At 34.4% G+C, this 22278-nt stretch carries 21 protein-coding genes; 7 read left to right on the top strand and 14 right to left on the bottom strand.

Going from position 1 to position 22278, the window contains the following annotated elements:
- Positions 1–6 precede the first annotated feature (6 nt).
- Genes hisA through hisIE form a run of 3 tightly spaced genes read left to right on the top strand, consistent with a single transcriptional unit; the run spans position 7 to position 2122 of the window.
- On the top strand, positions 7–744 hold the full coding sequence (gene hisA / locus J3U23_RS04220; RefSeq protein ID WP_370632616.1) for a 1-(5-phosphoribosyl)-5-[(5-phosphoribosylamino)methylideneamino]imidazole-4-carboxamide isomerase: 738 nt from the start codon (positions 7–9) through the stop codon (positions 742–744).
- Entirely contained in the window at positions 726–1502 is a 777-nt protein-coding gene (gene hisF / locus J3U23_RS04215) for an imidazole glycerol phosphate synthase subunit HisF (RefSeq protein ID WP_267338583.1), read from the top strand. The genes hisA and hisF overlap by 19 nt, the downstream gene beginning before the upstream one ends.
- Complete coding sequence (hisIE, locus tag J3U23_RS04210) at positions 1496–2122, top strand: bifunctional phosphoribosyl-AMP cyclohydrolase/phosphoribosyl-ATP diphosphatase HisIE (RefSeq protein ID WP_267338582.1); 627 nt, start codon at positions 1496–1498, stop codon at positions 2120–2122. The genes hisF and hisIE overlap by 7 nt, the downstream gene beginning before the upstream one ends.
- A gap of 75 nt (positions 2123–2197) precedes the next feature.
- Here hisIE and cysB read toward each other — a convergent pair whose 3' ends face one another.
- The 3 genes from cysB to matP all read right to left on the bottom strand — a co-directional run bounded on the left by cysB (position 2198) and on the right by matP (position 6429).
- The gene (cysB, locus tag J3U23_RS04205; protein ID WP_267336883.1) at positions 2198–3169 is read right to left on the bottom strand and encodes an HTH-type transcriptional regulator CysB; all 972 of its coding nucleotides are present in this window, start codon (positions 3167–3169) and stop codon (positions 2198–2200) included.
- 165 nt (positions 3170–3334) lie between these two features.
- A complete protein-coding gene (topA, locus tag J3U23_RS04200) occupies positions 3335–5935 on the bottom strand; it encodes a type I DNA topoisomerase (RefSeq protein ID WP_267330302.1) in 2601 nt (866 codons plus the stop codon).
- Between the two features lie 29 nt (positions 5936–5964).
- A complete protein-coding gene (matP, locus tag J3U23_RS04195) occupies positions 5965–6429 on the bottom strand; it encodes a macrodomain Ter protein MatP (RefSeq protein WP_065563479.1) in 465 nt (154 codons plus the stop codon).
- Between the two features lie 149 nt (positions 6430–6578).
- On the opposite strand from matP, the gene J3U23_RS04190 reads away from it, so the two are divergent.
- The gene (locus tag J3U23_RS04190) at positions 6579–8261 is read left to right on the top strand and encodes an amidohydrolase (RefSeq protein WP_267338581.1); all 1683 of its coding nucleotides are present in this window, start codon (positions 6579–6581) and stop codon (positions 8259–8261) included.
- 54 nt (positions 8262–8315) lie between these two features.
- On the opposite strand, the gene J3U23_RS04185 is transcribed toward J3U23_RS04190, so the two are convergent.
- Together J3U23_RS04185 and J3U23_RS04180 are read right to left on the bottom strand one after the other, a co-directional pair.
- Positions 8316–9722, bottom strand: a complete 1407-nt coding sequence (locus J3U23_RS04185) for a PTS fructose transporter subunit IIC (protein ID WP_065563481.1) — start codon at positions 9720–9722, stop codon at positions 8316–8318.
- Positions 9715–10149: a PTS sugar transporter subunit IIA gene (locus J3U23_RS04180; RefSeq protein ID WP_267338579.1), complete on the bottom strand. Its 435-nt coding sequence runs from the start codon at positions 10147–10149 to the stop codon at positions 9715–9717. Before J3U23_RS04180 ends, J3U23_RS04185 begins: the two co-directional genes overlap by 8 nt.
- Before the next feature lie 763 nt (positions 10150–10912).
- Between J3U23_RS04180 and J3U23_RS04175 the strand changes: the two genes are divergently transcribed.
- Positions 10913–11752 carry an SDR family NAD(P)-dependent oxidoreductase gene (locus tag J3U23_RS04175; RefSeq protein WP_267338578.1) on the top strand — a complete coding sequence of 280 codons (840 nt, stop codon included), beginning with the start codon at positions 10913–10915 and terminating at the stop codon, positions 11750–11752.
- A complete protein-coding gene (locus J3U23_RS04170; protein WP_267338576.1) occupies positions 11749–13278 on the top strand; it encodes an AMP-binding protein in 1530 nt (509 codons plus the stop codon). Before J3U23_RS04175 ends, J3U23_RS04170 begins: the two co-directional genes overlap by 4 nt.
- Before the next feature lie 178 nt (positions 13279–13456).
- Here J3U23_RS04170 and J3U23_RS04165 read toward each other — a convergent pair whose 3' ends face one another.
- The 5 genes from J3U23_RS04165 to J3U23_RS04145 all read right to left on the bottom strand — a co-directional run bounded on the left by J3U23_RS04165 (position 13457) and on the right by J3U23_RS04145 (position 17052).
- Positions 13457–13900 carry a hypothetical protein gene (locus tag J3U23_RS04165; protein ID WP_267338574.1) on the bottom strand — a complete coding sequence of 148 codons (444 nt, stop codon included), beginning with the start codon at positions 13898–13900 and terminating at the stop codon, positions 13457–13459.
- A 217-nt stretch (positions 13901–14117) separates the two neighbouring features.
- Positions 14118–14258, bottom strand: a complete 141-nt coding sequence (locus J3U23_RS04160; protein WP_220226119.1) for a hypothetical protein — start codon at positions 14256–14258, stop codon at positions 14118–14120.
- A 293-nt stretch (positions 14259–14551) separates the two neighbouring features.
- Complete coding sequence (locus tag J3U23_RS04155) at positions 14552–14932, bottom strand: tetratricopeptide repeat protein (RefSeq protein WP_267338573.1); 381 nt, start codon at positions 14930–14932, stop codon at positions 14552–14554.
- A complete protein-coding gene (locus J3U23_RS04150; protein ID WP_267338572.1) occupies positions 14914–15525 on the bottom strand; it encodes a tetratricopeptide repeat protein in 612 nt (203 codons plus the stop codon). The genes J3U23_RS04155 and J3U23_RS04150 overlap by 19 nt, the downstream gene beginning before the upstream one ends.
- Positions 15526–15852: 327 nt before the next feature.
- The gene (locus J3U23_RS04145) at positions 15853–17052 is read right to left on the bottom strand and encodes a tetratricopeptide repeat protein (RefSeq protein ID WP_267338571.1); all 1200 of its coding nucleotides are present in this window, start codon (positions 17050–17052) and stop codon (positions 15853–15855) included.
- A 586-nt stretch (positions 17053–17638) separates the two neighbouring features.
- Here J3U23_RS04145 and J3U23_RS04140 point away from each other — a divergent pair.
- Complete coding sequence (locus J3U23_RS04140) at positions 17639–19021, top strand: APC family permease (RefSeq protein WP_267336893.1); 1383 nt, start codon at positions 17639–17641, stop codon at positions 19019–19021.
- 120 nt (positions 19022–19141) lie between these two features.
- Here the strand turns inward: J3U23_RS04140 and J3U23_RS04135 are convergent, their stop codons facing one another.
- The 4 genes from J3U23_RS04135 to J3U23_RS04120 form a co-directional block, all read right to left on the bottom strand.
- Positions 19142–19405, bottom strand: a complete 264-nt coding sequence (locus J3U23_RS04135; RefSeq protein WP_065734887.1) for an HPr family phosphocarrier protein — start codon at positions 19403–19405, stop codon at positions 19142–19144.
- A gap of 147 nt (positions 19406–19552) precedes the next feature.
- Positions 19553–20488, bottom strand: coding sequence for a phosphatidate cytidylyltransferase (locus J3U23_RS04130; RefSeq protein ID WP_267338569.1), 936 nt, complete (start codon positions 20486–20488; stop codon positions 19553–19555).
- Positions 20489–20526: 38 nt separating this feature from the next.
- Complete coding sequence (locus J3U23_RS04125; protein WP_267338567.1) at positions 20527–20985, bottom strand: hypothetical protein; 459 nt, start codon at positions 20983–20985, stop codon at positions 20527–20529.
- Entirely contained in the window at positions 20979–22223 is a 1245-nt protein-coding gene (locus J3U23_RS04120) for a phosphatase PAP2/dual specificity phosphatase family protein (RefSeq protein WP_267338565.1), read from the bottom strand. Before J3U23_RS04120 ends, J3U23_RS04125 begins: the two co-directional genes overlap by 7 nt.
- Positions 22224–22278: the final 55 nt, after the last annotated feature.

The following is a 22278-nucleotide window of genomic DNA, read 5'->3' as shown; positions in this document are numbered from 1 at the left end:
TACCCTATTATTATTCCTGCTCTTGATTTAATTGATGGCACTGTGGTTCGATTACATCAGGGTGATTATGAACAAAAACGTGATTACGGTAATGATCCTTTAGCTCGATTACAAGACTATCAGAGGCAAGGAGCTAAATTACTACATTTAGTTGATTTAACAGGTGCTAAAGATCCAAAAGCTCGACAAATCGCCTTAATTAAAACACTGATTAATGGTGTCCAAGTTCCAGTACAAGTTGGAGGAGGAATTCGCAGTGAAGATGATGTTAAAGCGCTTCTCTCTGCTGGTGCAACACGAGTTGTTATCGGTTCAACTGCAATTAAAGATCCCAAATTAGTAAAAAAATGGTTTGAAAATTATGGACCTGAATCTTTGGTATTAGCATTGGATGTTCGTATTGACAAATATGGCAATAAAAATGTCGCTATTCATGGCTGGCAAGAAGATTCTAAGCAAACTTTAGAACAAGTAATTGAGGATTACTTACCTTATGGCTTAAAACATGTCCTTTGTACTGACATTTCAAAAGATGGTACATTAACTGGTTCTAACATAAGCTTGTATCAAGAAATTAGCAAAAAATACCCAACTATTGATTTTCAAGCTTCTGGTGGAATCGGACAGTTGAACGATGTAAAGGACTTAAAAGACAGTGGTGTTGCTGGTGTCATTGTGGGTCGGGCATTACTAGAAGGTAAATTTACAGTTCAGGAGGCAATTTCATGTTGGCAAAAAGGATAATACCTTGCTTGGACGTTCGTAATGGCCAAGTTGTTAAAGGCGTGCAATTCCGTAATCACGAAATCATTGGTGATATTGTACCATTAGCTAAACGCTATGCGGAAGAAGGTGCAGATGAACTGGTTTTCTATGATATCACTGCTTCATCTGATGGGCGTGTGGTTGATAAAAGTTGGGTGGCTAAAGTTGCTCAAGTTATTGACATACCCTTTTGTGTTGCTGGTGGTATAAAAACGGTTGAAGATGCTGGGCAGATTTTAACTTATGGGGCAGATAAAATTTCAATCAACTCCCCTGCTTTAGCTAACCCAAACTTGATTACTCAATTAGCTGATTGCTTTGGTGTGCAATGTATCGTGGTAGGGATTGATACTTGGTATGATAAAGATTCAAATAGTTATCACGTTTATCAATTTACCGGTGATGAAAAGCGAACTGTAGCCACCAAATGGAATACAATTGATTGGGTTCAAGAGGTCCAAAAGCGAGGTGCCGGTGAAATTGTATTGAATATGATGAACCAAGATGGTGTTCGTAATGGTTATGATCTTAAGCAACTTAAAACGATTAGAGAAGTTTGCCAAGTACCACTGATTGCTTCTGGCGGTGCGGGTACTATGGAGAATTTTTTACAAGCTTTTAAAGAAACTAATGTTGATGGTGCTTTAGCGGCTTCAGTCTTTCATAAACAAATTATTAATATTGGCGAACTTAAACAATATTTAGCTCAACATGGAGTAGAAATACGATTATGTTAACTCAACATTCCCAAATACAGATAGATACAAAATCACTTGATTGGCAAAAAATCGATAATTTAATGCCAGTTATTATTCAGCATTATATTTCTGGTGAAGTGCTCATGCTGGGTTATATGAATCAGGAAGCTTTAGCTCAAACTCTAAGTAGCGGAAAAGTAACGTTTTATTCTCGAACTAAACAACGTTTATGGACCAAAGGCGAAACCTCAGGCAACTTTTTAAACGTGGTTAATATCTCAACCGATTGTGATAACGATACGCTGTTAATTTTAGTCAATCCGATTGGACCAACTTGTCATACTGGAACAAACAGCTGCTTTAAGAATTCTAAAACTGAATGGGGCTTTCTATACGATTTAGAACAATTACTTGGCTCTCGTAAGCAAGCTGATCCTAACACCTCTTATACTGCAAAACTCTATCATGATGGTACTAAGCGTATTGCTCAGAAAGTCGGAGAAGAAGGTGTAGAAACAGCCCTTGCTGCAACTGTAAAAGATAAAGAAGAACTGAAAAATGAATCGGCAGATTTGATTTACCATCTATTAGTCTTACTACAGGATCAAAATCTATCACTCCAAGATGTGATTGGCATTTTAAAAGCTAGACATAAATAATATTAAAAAGAAACCAAGCGAGGCACAATCTTTGAGCTTGGTTTCTTAAAATACATTTCAAAATGACCTATCGATTTATCTAACAGGTAATTTAACTCCATTAAACATAGCTTGCACTGCTACATTGTTTTCACAAAGACTAATTTTATCTATTGTTTGTCTATTTAAATGTGGAGAAAATTGACTAATAAAATCATACATATAATTACGCAAGAACAGAGATCGCGCAAAGACGATATAAGTTGTACTGTAAGGGAATATATGGCCGGCATTTAGCACCACAAATTCACAATCTGAACTTTCATCAACCGCCATTTTAGCCACAATGCCAACACCAACACCTAATTTGACATAGGTTTTAATCAAATCAGCATCAGTAGTGCTAAATACAATATTTGGGACTTGATTAGCTTTAATAAATGCCTGATTAAGATCGGAACCATCATTAGAAAAATCATAACTAACTAATGGATATTTAGATAGCTCATCAATTGTAACTAAACTGCTTTTAGCTAAAGGGTGATCTTTCATGACAATGACAGCTTGGTTCCAATGATAACAAGGTAATGCAATCATATCATCACTAAGATCTGATAAATCGGTCACGATAGCAAAATCAGCTTGTCCAGTTTGTACTTGCATCAGGCATTGAGGAGATGACCCTTGTTCCATATGAAGAGTGATACTCGGGTACTGTTGCATAAATTGTTGGATAACAAGAGGTAAAGTATAACGAGCTTGAGTATAAGTGGTTGTTATCGTTAATGAGCCTTGATTTGGTTGACTAAACTCTTTAGCTAAAATTTTAATATCTTGTGCTTTATTCAAAATATCACGGGCTAAAGCTATAATCTGCTCACCAACTGGTGTAACTTCTGAAAGATGTTTACCTACACGGGTAAAGATTTGTACATTTAGCTCATCTTCCAATAATTTAATCTGCTTACTTATTCCAGGTTGAGAGGTATAAAGTTTTTCAGAGGTAAGCGATACATTGAGATCATTATTAACAACCTCAACAATATAACGCAGCTGTTGCAACTTCATGACAAAGGCTCCTTTAACTATATACCTTTCCCTTTTCTCAAAAAAAACTTGAGGAAAGGGGTTTTTTAAGGTAATTCCCTTCACACCTTACCACAAAAACGGCTTTTTATATTAAACAGCTACTGAACCTGAGCTATTCTTTATAAAATGATTAAGTGTTATTACCTATTTTTTACTATTAACCCATTTACCATGAACATATTGCATGACCCAACCAGTAGATTTTCCGTTAACTTCAGAAGTAACATACTGTTCTTTATTCTTTCGGCTATAACGAACAATACTTGGATTACCATTTGGATCATGGCTTGGTGCTTCAGTTAAATAAATAAATTTTTCTGGTAAACGATATTTAAAGCGTTGTAACTCTTCAACTAATGGTGCACGAGTTTCCCGTGATTTTGGGAAATTATGCGCTGCTAAAAATATACCTGATGCACCATCTCTAAGGACAAAATGTGCATCTGATTTAGTACATTGTAATTCAGGCAAATCAACTGGATCTTCTTTAGGAGGAGCCACATCACCATTTTTCAAGATTTTACGTGTATTTTTACAATCTTGATTAGTACAGCCCATATAGAGTCCAAAACGACCTGATTTAAGGTGCATTTCTGATCCACATTTTTCACATTCGATAATGGGCCCATCATAACTTTTTACTTTAAATGTACCCTTTTCAACCAAAGAACCATCACATATAGGATTATTACCACAAATATGTAGCTTACGCTCATTATCAAGCAGATAACTATCCATAGCGGTATGACATTTAGGGCAACGCTTAAGTGCTCTTAAAGCATTGGTTTCAGCTGTTTCAGCTTCTTCCAAAATGTTTAAGGTTTCATGTTCTGGAATTAAGTTAATTGTCTGCTTACAACGCTCTTTTGGCGGTAATGCATAACCAGAACAAGCTAAAAACACGCCGGTTCCTGCAGTTTTAATCCCCATTTCACGACCACAATTAGGACATTTAATTTCTGGTGTTAAAACTAAAGGATTTAATTGCATTCCACCATGATCTGGATCTTGTTCAGCGATTTCAAGATGCTGGCTAAAATCTTCAAAAAATTGATCTAAAACTTCGCGCCATTCTTGTTTTTTATTAGCGATCTCATCAAGTGCATGTTCCATACGAGCGGTAAAATCATAACTCATAAGATCATTAAAATTCTCACTTAATCTATCGGTAACAATTTCACCAATTTTTTCTGCGTAAAAACGACGATTATCTAATCGTACATATCCACGATCTTGAATAGTTGAAATGATCGTTGCATAAGTAGAAGGACGACCAATTTCTCGTTTTTCCAACTCTTTTACTAAAGAAGCTTCATTGTAACGAGCAGGTGGTTTAGTAAAATGTTGATCTGGATTTAAGCTAAGTAACTCTAAAATATCGTTGACAGATACAGCGGGTAACATTTTATCTTCATTGTTTTTACTCAACTGAGATTGTACTTTTGTCCAACCATCAAAACGTAAAGTACGACCTTTTGCTTTTAAAGTAAAATCCCCAGCTTTAACAGTAACAGTAATTGAGTTATATTCAGCTGATGTCATTTGACAAGCAACAAATTGACGCCAAATTAGTTGATACAACTTAACTGCATCAACTTCAACATCACTCAGACTTGTAGCTTGTATATTAACATCAGAAGGACGAATAGCTTCGTGCGCTTCTTGTGAGTTTTTCTTACTGGTATAAACATTCGGTGATTTTGGTAGATATTTATCACCATAATTTTCACCAATATAATCTCGGACCATCGTTAATGCGTCTTGACTCAAATTTGTAGAGTCGGTACGCATATAAGTAATATAACCTGCCTCGTATAAACGCTGTGCTAACATCATTGTCTTTTTCACCCCGAAGCCAAGGCGAGTACTTGCAGCTTGTTGTAAAGTCGACGTAATAAATGGCGCAGTTGGATTACTTTTAGTTGGCTTTTCTTCAATATTGGTTACTTGATATTGTTTATTATTTAGCTCTGCTAAAGCAATATCAATAGCAACCCGATCTTTCGGTTCAAACGCATCATCTTTATAATGCGTAACTTGCATAGTTAGTTTTTCTTGATTAGCTGTTTTTAAGTCAGCATAGAGCTCCCAATATTCTTCAGGAATAAAGGCATGGATTTCACGTTCACGTTCAACAACTAATCGTACCGCAACGGATTGGACTCGACCAGCTGACAACCCTCTTGCTACTTTTTTCCAAAGTAATGGCGACACCATAAAACCAACTACGCGGTCCATAAATCGGCGTGCCTGCTGAGCATTAACACGATCCATATCAAGCATAGCAGGATGCTTAAACGCATTTTGAATCGCAGTTTTAGTGATTTCATTAAATACAACACGTCGATATTTATCATCATCACCACCAATAACATCTTTTAGATGCCACGCGATGGCTTCCCCTTCTCTATCCAAGTCGGTTGCGAGATAAATCATATCAGCATCTTTGGCTAACTTTTTAAGCTCATCAACTACCCGCTCTTTACCTGGTAAAATTTCATAATGAGCCTTCCAACCATTATAAGGATCGACACTCATACGATCGACTAAGATCTGCTTTTCAGATCGTTTTACTTTCTTCTCGGCTTTATCTTTACTGGTTTTTTCATTGCGGTGGCTACTACCACTAACTGGAAGATCTCGAATATGCCCTACGCTTGATTTAACCACGAAATCTTTGCCAAGATATTTATTAATTGTTTTTGCTTTTGCTGGTGATTCCACAATAACAAGGGATTTTCCCATAATTAAACCTATTTATCCTGTAGTTTAAGTTATTTACTGTCTAAATTAACATCAAGTAATGACAGTAAATCATCTTTAATTGTCGACACTTTACTTGCATACTGCTCTTTTTGCTCTGCATCTTCAATTAATTGTGTAATTGTTTGTGACAACGTACATCCCCGGCGTTTAGCTAAATTAGCTAATCTTTGCCAGACTAGAAATTCTAAATCAATAGACTTTTTACGTGTATTTTGCTGCTCGGCATTAAAATGTCGTTTTCGTCGCGCCCGAATGGTTTGCTTCATGCGGTTATCTAAATCGGGATTTAAATGCTGCTTAATCCAATCAACGACGGCTGTCGGTTTGTGTTCCAATAACAATAGTTCATTTACGGCTTGTTGAGCTGCACTCTTTTCAACATAACGAGTGATAGGCTCCCCTTCTAAATGTCTTTTTACTAAATAGTGCCACTTCCAACCGCATTCAAGGTTTTCTAATTGTTGATATTTCATAAGCTCACCTTGTGACGCTGTAACTAAATATGTTAGTTGTAGCATAATCTTGACACACAATAAAGAAAATTATTGCATTTGACAAATTTTTTATAAATCTGCTATCGTTCGCCTATCATTTTGAACTTCTACTTAAGGAATTACAAATAATGGCAAAAGCCGATGTTATTTATATTAATGGTTACATTTACACTGCTGACGAGCATGATACCGTTTGTGAAGCGCTTGCAATTAAAAATGGCTATATTGTTGCAACTGGTACCACACAAGAGATAAATAACTCCCAATATGTTGATAATTGTACAATAATTCATGATCTACTAGGTAAAACAATGATGCCTGGCATAATTGATGCTCATCTACATACTTTTTGGGGCGGTATGCAATTATCATCATGTAATTTAAATTATCAAAGTTTAACTGTTGATACTACCTTAGCCATTATTCAAGAATATTTAGATAATGATTCCGCAGACAATAGTAAAAATTGGTTACAAGTTCGTAGCTGGTTGCGCCAAGAAGTGTTACCAATCGGAACCGACATTACCCGCTTTGATCTTGATAAACTTAATACCACGCGCCCCGTAATTCTGTTTTCAAATGATTGTCATACGCTTGTTGCAAATAGCATTGCTTTAGAAAAATTTGGACTTGACCGTAATACGCCAGAGCCTTCTGATGGAAAAATTGGACGCACTGAAGATGGCGAATTAAACGGTATATTAGAAGATGCCCCTGCTATGCGCGCGTTTGACAGCATCTCTAAAATTACCGATGAACAAGCAGTAAACATAGCTAAATTATCACAAACTGAATTAAATAAGCAAGGTGTAACGTCAGTTATGGATGCACGCATCACTGAAACACAAGCCGATGCATTTCTAAAATTACAACAACAAGATCAGCTCTCAATACGTTTATTTGGTGCACGTGAATTACCACCTGATGATGTCGGTACTATTGAGGATATTCCTGCTGTTATTGATCGCGTTAAACAATTTGCTAAGCGTTATGATGATAAAAACTGGCAACCTAAGCCAGGTATAAAAGTATCGCATACCAAATTATTTGTCGATGGAGTGATGCAAGCACCATTAATGACAGCTCGCTTACTAAAACCTTATCAATTAGAAAATGAAAAAGATCGCCTCGGTGATCTATATTATTCAACAGAGATGTTAGATGCATTAATACTCGAATCATCTAAAGCTGGATTTCATCCTCACATGCATACTGTTGGCGAAGGAGCAATTGAAGTTGTTCTTAACGCGATTGAAAAAATGCGAAAAACACTACCAGATGCGGATATTCGTCCAAGTACTGCACATAATGAACTCAGTGCAATGCATCAATTTGCTCGTTATAAACAATTGAAAACCAGTGTAGTATTTTCATTCCAATGGGCTGGCTGTAGCTCAGCAATGGTAGAACAATACGAAACCTTATTTGGTGCCGAACGCTATAATGGTTTAGAAGCCCACGGTCAGTATATAGATGCTGGAGTCACTTGTGCGTTTGGTAGCGATTGGCCAATTGATCCACTTAATGAATGGTATGATTTCCAAATCGCCATGACCAGACAAATTGATGCACAGCACCCTCGTTTAAATAGTGACCGCAATTTAACAGCGACCGAAGTCCTACGCTGTGCAACAATTGGCGCCGCTTATGTGTTAAAACAAGATGATTATATAGGCTCTATCGAAAAAGGAAAATTTGCAGATTTAATTATTTTAGATCGTAATCCATTTACCATTCCAGCAACGGATATTCAAAATGTCAAAGTATTAACGACGATTGTTGGAGGGAAAACAGTTTATCAACACGCCTAATAATCGTTAAAAAATTTATTACCCCGCCTATTAGTCGGGGTAATTTTTCAATGATTAATCAGCATCAACAATAACATCGCCTTCCACTGCAGGTTTTCGAGAAAAATGTAAAATCGCAGCAATAATAAATGCTCCGATAAACATATCAATGACATACCATAATGCACCTTTGGTTACACCACCTAACGCAACTAAACCACCAAATGCAACTAATGAATCAATACCATTAATCATGCCTAGCATTCCCGCAACTGCTGTACCAACAACGATCGCAATAATAACGCGTTTTGGATCTTTAGCCGCAAATGGAATCGCCCCTTCTGTAATACCAGCTAGGGATAAAAAGAACGCAGTAATACCAAACTCTTTTTCTTCCTTAGTATATTTAGAGCGAGACACAATCAAAGAAGAAATAGCCAATCCTAAAGGAGGAATTGCACAGCACATACGAAATACACCATTAGGACCGTAAACACCTTCTGCCATAGCTGCTAATGTAAAGGCTGTAGCTGCTTTACTACATGGTCCGCCCATATCTAGCGCTGCAAGAACACCAATTCCTATACCTAAAAATGCTGCGTTAACTTCAGACATGCCTTTTAAAGTTTCGACCATCGCTTTTACAAACCAATCAAGCGGATATGACAAGCCATAAATATAAATAGGAGCCATAACTAATAAGGTCACAGTTGGAATAATCATAACAGGCATAACAGAGGCAATAACTGGATGGACTTTAACTGTTTTAAACCATTTTACAAAATAACCAATTAAAACACCGAAAATCATAGCACCAATAAAGCCTGTACTTACATGATTAGCACCAATTGGATTATTTACTACATATCCCATAATAAATGCTGGAGCTAAGGCGGCATTACCACCAATCGAATAAGCCATATATGCCGCAAGCACAGGTACCATCATTGCAAAGCCATAAAACGCAACTTGCTGTAAATCGGCAAAGAATTGATTACTTGGTAAAATAGTGTCACCAGTTACATGACCCGTCATTAACACTATTGAAAAAAGAATACCTGAAGCAATAATAACTGGTAAAAATTTACTGATACCGGTGTTTAATGACCTAAATATTTCTTTTCCAATACTCTCCTTAACTTCTTTTTTTGATGATAGTGCTTCAGCATTGTTAAAAATATTAACCGTGTTTTTAACCGCTTCACCGGTGCTGACCTTAATCACATTTTTGAAAGGTTCTAACCTTTCTGCATTATCAATAGAAATATCTGTTGCTAACAAAATTACATCAGCACTTTTTAAATCTTGTTCTGTTAATACATTATCAATCCCTGCTGCGCCTTGTGTTTCGACCTTACAATCCCATCCTCGTTTTTTAGCTTCATTTTCAATTTTTTGTTTAGCAATATAAGTATGAGCCATACCCGCTGTACAGGCACATATGGCCACAATTTTTTTATTTTTTAGCGATTCTTTACTCATATAAACCTCGAATTAATTTTGCTACAGTTTGAATATCACTATTTAACAGTTCTTCAATAAAATCATCATCAGCCAAATTAGATGCCAATTTAGCAATTATTGTCAAATGCTCTTTATCCGCATTTTCTGGAGCGCCAATCATTACTACTAACTTAACTTTATTTTCATTATTCCAAATTATTCCTGGATTATACTTACCTACCACAATAAATGGTGTTTTCACTGCGCCACTTTTAGCATGAGGCAAAGCAATATCTGTTAGTACATCTGTATCCATTTCTTCTTCATGATTCATAACATCTTGGAAAAATTTTGTGACATTGTTTAAATACTCGTTACTGTTTTCTGCCATTAATTTGATCACTAATGATTTATCTTGAGCAAGATTATCAGTTAGTTCGACGGAAATAACCGGAATTAAAGCCATAAATAAGTCCTCTTGATAATTATTTAGTATAAAATTTTAGTAAAATAAAGATATACAAAACAAATATATAACGTTCATTTTTTATTGACACTTAATTTTTTGATTAAATAATTTGATCTAGATCACAAATATGAAATATATAGAATTTATTAATGATTAAAATAATCATTAAATTCAATAGCAAATTCTTACACTGAATAAAACTAGTTGGTAAAGTTAACTGCTGAGCAGCAACCAATTATTGCGTTATAAAAGAAGTAAAAATTCTAAATATTGAAAATAGCATTCTAAAAATCTCACATGTGCTTAAACAATTATTAAATATCAAGATAACATGCTGGCCTTTAAAATTTGTGCTGCATTGAAAAGTAAAGCTTGCACTCGAATTGCATAAGCAAAGATTTATAAATCAGTGAAATATGGAGTAATGTTATTACAATTTAATGCATCACCAAGGATTTAAGGAATCATTTGTTTTCAGCAGATAACAATACTTGAACGTTTAAAAGAATAACCTTTAGGTTTAGCTTTATATCCAACTCTGATGCAGCAAAATTTTAATAGGGGAAAAGCAATCTAATAAATAACTTGCTTGAAATACTGACAGTTAGAAATTAATACAATAATTTCAAGTTTCTTAAGGAAGGTCTGTTTTTTATTTAGATATAAACTTTAAAATCAACTTATTTTAAAAAACATTAACTTGTTGACTGATTGAATGTTTACCTTATACTATGCGCAATTGTTTACCGGCAGTACAAAAATGTTCAACTCCTCAAATCTTCTTAATTGTGTACTCTTTTCAATCGTTAAGCCTAATTATTCAAAATTAAAATGCCAATTAGAAAATAAAGTGATTGTCATTACCGGCGCTAGCTATGGAATTGGTGAAAGTCTGGTTAATCTTTTAGCCAATATTCAATGTCATCTTATTTTAGTCGCTAGAACACATGATAAATTAATAAATATACAGCAGTCATTAGCTCACAAAAAAGCTAAGATTGATATATTTTCGGTTGATTTGCGCGAATCGGAACAATTGGATAATTTAATTACTAATTTACAGCGATACTCTGTTGATATCTTAATCAATAATGCTGGCAAATCAATTTGTCGGTCAATACTGCAATCATTATCACGTATGCATGATTTTGATAGAACGATGAAGTTAAATTATTATGCACCGGTCAAACTCTGCTTGGCGTTAATTCCCCAATTACAGCGTAATCAAGGGCAAATTATTAATGTTTCTGCCATAAACGTACTTTTAGCCCCAACGGCTAATTGGGCTGCTTATCAAGCCTCAAAAACGGCCTTTGACCAATGGTTAAGCTGTGCAAGGCCTGAATTGGAAAATCAGAAAATCAATGTTTCAACAGCTTATTTACCTCTTGTTAAAACACGAATGATTGAACCTACTAAGATTTATAAGAGATTTCCAGCCTTACAAGCTGATGAAGCTGCAGCCATAATTTGCCGTTTATTACAAACAAAAAAACATCAATATAAACCATGGTGGACTATCATAGTTCAACTTGCCTCATTATTTTTTAATAATATTTGGGTTAAATTGAACCGTTATTTTTTGAAGAAAAAGCTATGATAAAACTTATTAAAGCGCTATATAAAAAGAAATTATTAACTTTATTAGGCATTTGGCACTTATTAAATAGCGTTCATATTGTTGGTATCAATTTAATGGCGTTGCTTTATGTTCGTCAAAAACTTTCTCCTAACCAAATTGCTATCGATGAGAACGGCACTGGCACCGATTATCGTACCCTTTTTAACCAATCTCAGCACCTTGCCAAACAATTAGCAATTAATTTTAAAATTAAGCGTCATCAAAAAGTCGCTATTATAGCGCACAACCACCTACTCTTAGTTCACACTTTATTTGCAATGACAAGATTAGGCGTTGATGTTTATCTTATCAATACTGAACTGTCGACAAATCAACTTAAGTCCATTCACGAAAATGTCGGTTTTGACTGGATAATTCACGATCCAGAAATAGCGTGTTTATCAAATGTAAAAAGCTTACCCATTTATCATGAAAGCCTTATGTCAATTCACTCTCTATTAGTTTCAACCTCGACAATTGATGTAAAAATTAAAACGACCCACTTCTCAAAAATTACAGTTTTAACAAGTGGCACAACAGGCCGTTTTAAATTAGCAGCACGCGATAGTAAGGCACAAAATTTTATTAGCCCATTTTGTCAACTACTGGTGAAACTAAATCTTTTCCGTTATCAAAAAATCTATATTGCAACGCCTATTTATCATGGGTTTGGCATGGCAAGTTTATGTATTGCTGTGTTATTAGGTGCAACAATGTTTTTAACAAAAAAATTTGATAGTCAAAAAGCATGTAGGTTAATTGAGAGTAACCAAATAGAAGTGGTCACACTTGTTCCTTTAATGTTAAATAGGATGTTGAAATGCTCTAAACATCAACTCACTAGTTTAAAATGTATTATTACTGGAGGAGCGCCAATTACAGCAATATTAGTTGATCAAGTCATTGCTACGCTTGGAAAGATATTATTCAATTTGTATGGCACATCAGAAGCAGGTGTTTGCATGATTGCCTCGCCCGATGATCTCTCTATCAAACCTGAAACCATTGGTAAACCGCTGAGAGGATTATCAACTAAATTACAGAAGCAAAACAATGCATCACAAAAACACCATGAGCTGTTTATTAAATGTGCCTGGTCAACTGTAGGCAACCATTGGGTTTCAACAGGAGATTTAGTCTATCAAGATGCTGACGGTTATTACTTTTTAGCTGGTCGAGTTGATGATATGATTGTTTCAGGTGGTGAAAATGTTTATCCATATGAACTTGAACACTGCTTATCAACTCATCCGGAAATTAATGATGTAACAGTGATAAGTGTGCCGGATGAAGAATTCGGGCAAAGATTGGTCGCCTTTATTGTTTTAAATCCTAATACCGAACAATCCGAAACTAAAATACAGGACTGGCTTAAATCAAAAATAGCCCGTTATCAGATGCCCAAAAAAATCATTTTTATCGACGAACTACCGATGACAAGTATTGGAAAAATAAACCGTAAAAAATTACAAAAGCTATTTTTTAATCATTTAAGTAATGCATAACATTTAGTTAGCAATAAATGAACTGTTGTCCATTATTATATTCTAATAAAATTTTTCTTAGAAAGGTATTATGAATTTGTAGGCGGCGCTATTTAACCTCTACTTTGAGTTACTCTTCTTGAAAAATAAGCCTGAAAAGTTGACTGGTTTATTTCTAGTTTTCAGTATTTATTTATGGTTAACGTCCTAAAAAAATATCTTTACTGGATCTAGAACCCTCATCTTTAATTTGTTTCTTCTTTTCTATTAAATAGTTATTTGCTTTGATATATATATCTTTATCGCATTCAATGTTTAAGATTAATTTATTATTACTTTTATTTATGACGAGAAAATGATTATCCTTATTATCAAAAATAATATTTTCTACCGATGTAGCGCCTTTATTAAAATTAGATAAATTATAATAATATCTGAAAGTTACATATTGTTTTGAGATATGAATATAACCATACTCTTTTTCATCAACTTTAGCAAAAATTTTTAATGTTAAAGAATCCTCATCTTCAATTTTATCATATTTATAGGATTTTATATAAAACTTAGGGCTAGTAAATGAGCACGTAAATAACAAAGATATTATTAAAAAAGTTATAACTGAAATTACCTTAAAGATTTTCATTTCATTATACCTGCTGCTTAAGATGCACTATACATAGAACTTGCACATTGTCTTTTGAGCAAATTATATCCTTTTGTTGCATTTACCACATCATAATTATCAACATACATTTTTAAAATTAGACATTTGCATATCATCTACATCAAAACTTGTTCCTTTGAGACTAACGAACGAGAAAAACAAAACTTGAATTAAAAGAAAAATTTTTCCATTATGCCTATCCCTCTATTTTTAAATTTAAATCTTCTGGTGCTATGAAGATAGTTTCTTTGAAACCAACGCTTTTAGATGCTCCAACCAGAACTTTCTTTATTATCTTTTTCAACTCACCAATACCCATCCTAATTAATATATCCATAGCTTTTCTAGATATTAAAAGACCGTCCCCGAAGGGATTAACGAGAGTATTATAATCATGCGTATAAGCATGAACTTTGGTTATCTTCCTTTTAGTTTTATGGGATCTTGGCTTATATTGGTTCCGGTATTACTGTCGTAATATCGGAACCGATTAGATAAGCAGAAGCGTTGAAACTTTAAAAGGATTATGCATTACCATTCTAACACGAGCTGCTTTACTCATTCCGTCAGTTTAAAAATCAGCACTGGCGAGATATCAACACCATATATCTCCTTATATAGAAATAATGTTTATTTCATTCCTTTATGAAGGATATAGCAACTTTCTTTAAATTTTAGCTCACAAGCTTGTTCAAAATACTTTTTAGCTAAATCACTATTTTTTTCAATTCCATCACCTTTATAATACATAACACCTAAATTATGCATTGCTTGAGTGTCACCATTATCTGCTGCTTTTGTGTACCAATATAATGCCCCGATATCAACTTTGACCCTATTACCTTGGGCATACATACGTGCTAAATTATACTGAGCTTCCCTATCTCCCTGATCAGCTTCAGTATTACAAGCAATAAAAGCTTGATCAAATTTGTTTTGTTCATAATAGGTCGCACAATTATTAGCGTAAGCCGTGGTCGATAATAATGCTGTTAATACAACATATACCAATATAGCGCTTTTTCTTTATTTCCTTCATGATCAAGCATCCAGGTTAAACCACTGTGCTCCGCATAAACAAACCCTTGTTTAGTAGCTTTAGTGTACCAATAGAGCACTTTTTTTCTATTTTTATCGAAATCGAACGACCGCCCTAATTCATATTGAGCAACAATAAATCCTTGCTCTGCTGCTTGAGTGAGCCATTTTTCACGTTCAAACCTTCTGGATAAATCATATTGTGCTTGAACAGATCCGGCTTCCGCTGCTTGAGTGAGCCAATAGAGTGCTTTTTCTTTGTTTTCCTCGACTCCCTCACCTTCTTCATACATGCGTGATAAACCATATTGCGCAATAGAAACCCCTTGTTCCGCTGCCTGAGTAAGCCAATATAGTGCTTTTTCAGTATTTTCTTCGACACCGTAACCGTTGTAATACATAAATGCTAAATTAAACTGAGCATCTTTATCTCCCTGCTCAGCCTCAGTGTTACAAGCAATAAAAGCTTTATCAAAAGCTTTTTGTTCAAAATAGGTAACGCAATTATTAGCGTAAGCTGTCGTCGATAATAATGCTGTTAATACAACAAATAGTACTTTTTTCATTAGTTTTCCTTAAATTCCTAAAAATAATAATAATTTTTTTATTTTGCCTGCTGGCAAGAAAAGAACAAAAATACGTTTACTATCTATTACTTGTTAACAATGTACTTTTAAATCGCTTATCGGTATATGCAGTTGATAAAATGACTAACACGCCAACCCAATATCTTGAGCCGTATTAAAATGTCAATGTTAGACTAATTTATATCAAAAAAGTAATTGTGTTAACAGAATAAATGATATTTTGATGCTGTATAAAAAAAGAACTGCCTTAATATGTAAGACAGTTCTTTAAACAGATTTCAAATTTGCCTGACTTATGAATAATGTTTATTTGATTCCTTTGTGAAGGATATCGCAACTTTCTTTAAATTTTAGCTCACAAGCTTGTTCAAAATACTTTTTAGCTAACTCGCTATTTTTTTCAATACCATCACCTTTATAATACATAACGCCCAAATCATGCATTGCTTCAGTGTTACCATTATCTACAGATTTTTTATACCAAAATAGTGCTTTTTCTTTATCGACTTCGATCTCTTCACCTTTGTCATACATATGTGCTAAACGATATTGTGTTTGACTAAGCTCTTTTTTCATTGCGTTACTGAGCCAATATACCGTTTTATCTTTATTAACTTCGAGACCGTCACCTTTGTCATACATTTCTGCTAAATCATATTGCGCTTGAGCAATTCCATATTCTGGTACATCGTTTTTTCTAGGTAACCTCTTACGTAGTTCTGCTATAACATCGTCACTTTCATTATTCAAAACTGCTAAATAATACTGCGCCTCAACAAATCCTTTTTTTACTGCTTTCGTGTACCAATATACTGCTTTCTCTTTATTGACCTCAACACCGTCTCCTTTATCATATCTCTTTGCTAACTCGAATTGCGCCCAACCATCCCCTCGTTCCGCAGCTTTTGTATACCAATACACCGCTTTTTCTTGATTGACTTCGACACCGAGCCCATAGTTATAAATGTTTGCTAATCCAATTTGTGCAGAAATAAGCCCCTGTTGCTCAGCTTTAGTATACCAATATAGCGATTTTTCTTTATTACCATATTGTCCTAAATCATATTGCGCAACAACAAATCCTTGTTCTGCTGCTTTAGTGAGCCATTTTTCACGTTCAAACCTTTCGGATAAATCATATTGTGCTTGAACAGATCCGGCTTCCGCTGCTTGAGTGAGCCAATATAGTGCTTTTTCTCTGTTTTCCTCGACTCCCTCACCTTCTTCATACATGCGTGATAAACCATATTGCGCAATAGAAACCCCTTGTTCCGCTGCCTGAGTAAGCCAATTTAGTGCTTTTTCTGTATTTTCTTCGACGCCGTCGCCGTTGTAATACATAAATGCTAAATTAAACTGAGCATCTTTATCTCCCTGCTCAGCCTCAGTGTTACAAGCAATAAAAGCTTTATCAAAAGCTTTTTGTTCGAAATAGGTAGCGCAATTATTAGCGTAAGCCGTCGTCGATAATAATGCTGTTAATACAACAAATTGTACTTTTTTCATTAGTTTTCCTTAATTTCCTTAAATATAATAATTTTTTTATTTTGCCTACTGACAAGAAAAGAATAGGCTTACTCTCTATTACTCGTTAACAATGTACTTTTAACTGGCTTATGCGTATGTGGAGTTGAAAAAATTGTTAACACGCCAATTATTGGATCACATAAAAATGTCACTATTATTAGAAAAGTATTTAACCATAATATTCCTATAAATATATTTTCTCATTACTTTATATCAAATCCTTAATATTTCCCTTTCTTCAGAAATTAAAAATGCGATTTATTTTTATAGGCAAATAACCTTGGTTTAATCTATTTTTATTCTTATTCATAATAGAGAGCTTAACCTAAATATAAATCACTTTCTTTGAGTCTAAAAAATCTATTTTTATTAAGAATTGTTCAGAAATAATTCATATTAAATGGTTAAATCCAGAATTTACTAAATTAAATGTCAATATAATAAAAATTAGCTTGCATAATTATGATAATGTGGCAGAATTCCCTGCCGCTTCAAGCGGGTAAAAGGCAAAACTATACTTAGTAGTTTTTTATTGTTTTTTGGGACAGAGGAGCAAAAATAAATCATGTCCGCAATAAAAATGAAACGAGTTTTAACCACACCTGCATTAATTGCATTTGGTTTAGCTTATATGGTTCCTTTAGGGATCTTTACCACTTATGGGGAAGTTACCGTTGTCAGTAATGGACACTTACCTATAGCCTACATCATCACCCTTGCCATGATCTTTTTCACAGCATTGAGTTACTGCCGAATGGCAAATAAACTCCCTATTGCTGGTTCGGCGTATACCTATGTACAACGAACTTTTGGTGGAAAAGTTGGTTTCTTAGTTGGTTGGGCACAAATTCTTGATTACCTATTTTTACCAATATTAAATTATTTGGTTTTAGGAATATATCTACATGAGCACTTTGAGAATATTCCAGCCTATGTATTTGTATTAGTATCGATTATGGGTGTCAGTATATTAAATTATCTTGGAATAAAGTTAATCAATTGGGCCAATATCACTTTAAATTTATTTCAAGCGTTATTTATCGTATTGTTTATTATTATAACGTTAATAAATGTTGATTTAACACCCGAAGCAATGCTCAAACCAATATCAGTTACACCAGATGACTTTAGTGGTTTATTTTCCGGAGCTGCCATATTATGCCTTGCATTTTTAGGTTTTGATGCAATAGCGACACTGGCTGAAGAATCAAATGAAGCGAAAAAAACCTTACCAAGAGCTATTATTGGCACCATACTTATTGCTGGTTGTATATTCCTAGTTGTTTCCTATTGTGCGCATTTAGCGTATCCGCAATGGACTGATTTTGTTGATAATAGAGATACAGCGAGTTTGGATGTAATGCACAGAGTTGACAGTATAAGTCATTTAACCAATATTCTTGGCAATTTTGGTAATGATTTTATATATAATTTCTTCCAAACAGCATATTTAACTGGTGTATTTGCCTCAACAATGACAGCACAAACTAGTGTGTCTCGAATTTTTTATGCTATGGGACGTGAAGGTGTATTACCTAAACGAATCTTCTATAGAATTCATCCACGTTTTAGAACACCTTACTTATCAATAATTTTTGTTTCTATTTTTTCATTATTCTCTTTGGTTCTTGATTTAACCTTAGTGATATCGATGATAAGTTTTGGTGCATTAGTCGCTTTTACCTTTGTCAACCTATGCGTTATCAAAAGCTACTTAGGCGGTGAAACCAAGAAAACAGTGTTGATGCTATTAAAATATGGACTAATGCCTGCAATTGGTTTACTACTTTCGTTGTGGCTATGGACTAGCCTTGAATCGACAGCAATGATGGTTGGATTGATATGGTTGGCTTTTGGATTCTGTTATCTACTTTATTTAACTAGATTTTTTACAACAACATTACCATCAATTGATCATTCGGAATTGGATTCAATTATCAAAGATTAGATAATTCTATTAGGTCTACTTAAAAGTATTTAGTTCATGCCCTTTAAAAATAATCCCGTCGACCAAGGTCGACGGGATTTTCATTCTTAAGTAATAAAACTTGATTAAAATCGCTTAAAATTATTCACCAAAACCTGTAGCAAATAATTCACGGATTTCATCCATAGCTGCTTTTTCATCTTCACCATCACAGATGATTTCAACAGTTGAACCGCCTTTAACGCCAGCACCAAGTAAACCCATCATACTTTTTAATTTAATAGCTTTATCGTTATAAACAAGTTCAATTGATGATTTATAACGACCAGCTAATTTAACAAGTGTCGTTACTGGGCGGGCATGTAAACCAGTTGAATTTTTTACTACCATTTGCTCTTTTAGCATATTATATGTCCTTACTTATATCTAACGTTAATACGATACATGTATTTATATCATAAATTCATTTTTTTTGCTCTTTTTTAACGTTAATTTTTGAAATTTATTCATAACATTCTGATTATTAATAGCTGTTTATTAATAATACTAAAATTACTCTACCCAGAAATATCTCACCACATGGAAAAAAATTGGAGCAGCAAAACAGATTGAATCGAAGCGATCAAGTATTCCTCCATGACCACCTATAAGCCTTCCCCAGTCTTTTACACCCCGATCACGTTTGATGGCAGACATCACTAATCCCCCAAAAAAGCCCAAAAGTGTAATCATTAGCGAAATTAAGCCCGATTGCAGAAAAGTAAAAGGCGTGATCCAAAACATACATGTCCCAATAAAACTGGCTGATAAAATACCGCCAACAAACCCTTCTATCGTTTTCGCTGGTGAGACATTTGGGCTAATTTTATGTTTTCCAAATAATTTTCCAAAAACGTATTGCAATACATCTGATAGCTGAACGACAAGTACTAGATAAGCGATTAACAACAGGTTACGACCTTGATAATTTTCGATGTCTAACACTAATAATGCTGGCACACATGAAATACAATAAACCGTAATCATCAATCCCCATTGTACATCCGCTATTCTTTCTAAAAAATTTCGGGTCGATCCTGTAATCGTAGCAAATATTGCCAGGAACAAAAACGCATAAACTGGAATAAAGATACTGAATAGACCATACCAAGCATAAGCGACCAAAATATATTGCACAGGTAAAGCGATACCAAATGCAAAAATTAATGCAAAATAGTCGTAGCGATTAATCGGTGTTAAAATAAGAAATTCACGTAAAGCTAAGCCCGAAACAATAAAAAACAAAAATATCACTGCCAATTGACCTAACCAAAAAGCTCCACCAATAATGGCTACCATCACCCACCATGCATTAATTCGAGCATTTAAATTATCAATACTGGGGGATTTGAAGCGGTATTTTAGAAGCTGACCAAATATCGATGCCACTAACAAAAACAAACCGATGCCCAAAAACAATAAAAATGTATCATATTGATAATGGGACATCTTAATTCTCCTTGTGTGTAATGTTACAAAAAAATCCGTTAATTGTTGATAATACCATTAATGACAGCAAAAACGATTAAACAATTTTGTAATAAAAATAAAATTATTTGGAATCTTAACAGCGATAAAACTCCCTTTTGGCGATCATCCACTGTCCTTAATGTTGGAGCATTAATGAGTTTTAAATTGATTAACGCCTTATCCATCGCCAACAACTCATTTTGCAAATGGTCTGAATGATTGGCTAAATATTCAAATAACTTTTTATCAAAAGCGACTCTTATAGCGTAATATTTACTTACTAAACCAAGGAGAAAAATAATCAAACAAAAAATGGTTAAAGCCCCTTCCCCAAAACTTATCAAAGCAACAAAAGCACCCAATACGGATAAAAGCATAGAATAAATATCAATCTGTCTGCTAATTGATAAATAATGACAAAATATCTCCAAATCGGTTTTGCTAATACTATTTTGCAATGGGTCCGAACTTAACATCTCCCTATCCCTTCTTTAATCGTTGAAAACCAATTGGATAAAATCAATTGTTGTTGGTTAGATATAACAATCGAATTCCGACAGGCTTTTACTTTATTTATTGCTTCTTGTAGATTATTGGCTCTTTTCGTCCATAATAACCACGCAATCACAGCGGTTGCACTTCTAGAATAACCTAAAGCACAACAAACTAATAATTTACCTTGTTGATGATAAAGTTCAATAGTTTTCGCGGCTTGTTGACACTCTTCCTGCGAAAGTGGGGTCATATCTAAAACGGGAATAAGAGTATATGCACCTTTAAAATGCCCAATTGGTAACTCGGCGCACAAATCTACTACCGAATTATAATGATTTTGCTTTAAGCTTTGACTGGATGGAATGCGGCCTAAATAAACTTCATCAACGATCAAATCATCAGTTTGATGTCTGATTGTCCATATCCTTGAATTTAGCCACATAATGATAAAATATGGGAAAAAAAGGAAAATAACGGGAAGCTTAAAATGGCCATTTTGTTGTTTTTGAAAGTCTGATGAGAACAAATAGTTAGCAGCAACCAATAACAAAGCACCTGCCAACCATAATAGAGCCCATACAGAATAATAGACAACAACGGCCAGTGATAACAAGCTCAAGCCAAAATAAATCAAAGCCCAGCAATAGCTTGACGATCGATGTTTTATCTGTTTTTCTCTCTTATCCGGCCATAACCAAATACAAAAACACCCAACCCATAATCCAGTTGGAATATCAAAAAAATGATGCTGCCAAGTGGTTAAAACTGAAAGTCCAATTAACAAGCACCAAATATGTAAAAGATAACGACTCAATCCACGAAAATAGTTAGCGTAAAACTGCCATAAAATTACTAATAACGTAATATGTAATGAAGGAGCTTGATTAAATGGCTTATCAAATCCCATCAAAATATCAAACATCAATCCAAAAAATCCGTCCAAAGCCGGACGATCAAAATAGAATTTCAGTGGAAAAAGCAAAAAACAAATAATACAAATGACTTGCGCCGTTAACAGCCGTAAACCAAGAGTCTTAAGAGATTGCCATGAAGATGTTAGTAAAATGGCAAAACCATACATGAGATCGATAGACCAATAAGGAACAATCGTCCATGGCCAAAGTGGAATATTACGTTCCCAACTAAAAAAAAGACTCGGAACCCCCTCACGTTGAGACGTAAACCAGTTAGCAAAATTGTAACTAGTAAAAAAGAACACCGATAAACCGACTAACCATATACACTTATAAAAGTTAAGTCGGTTATATACTTTT

It is taken from the genome of Gilliamella sp. B3367 (assembly GCF_026536825.1).
In the GTDB taxonomy this organism is placed as follows: domain Bacteria; phylum Pseudomonadota; class Gammaproteobacteria; order Enterobacterales; family Orbaceae; genus Gilliamella; species Gilliamella apicola_E.
Note: the sequence above shows the minus strand (reverse complement) of the source record. Positions and strands in the feature narration are given on the sequence as shown.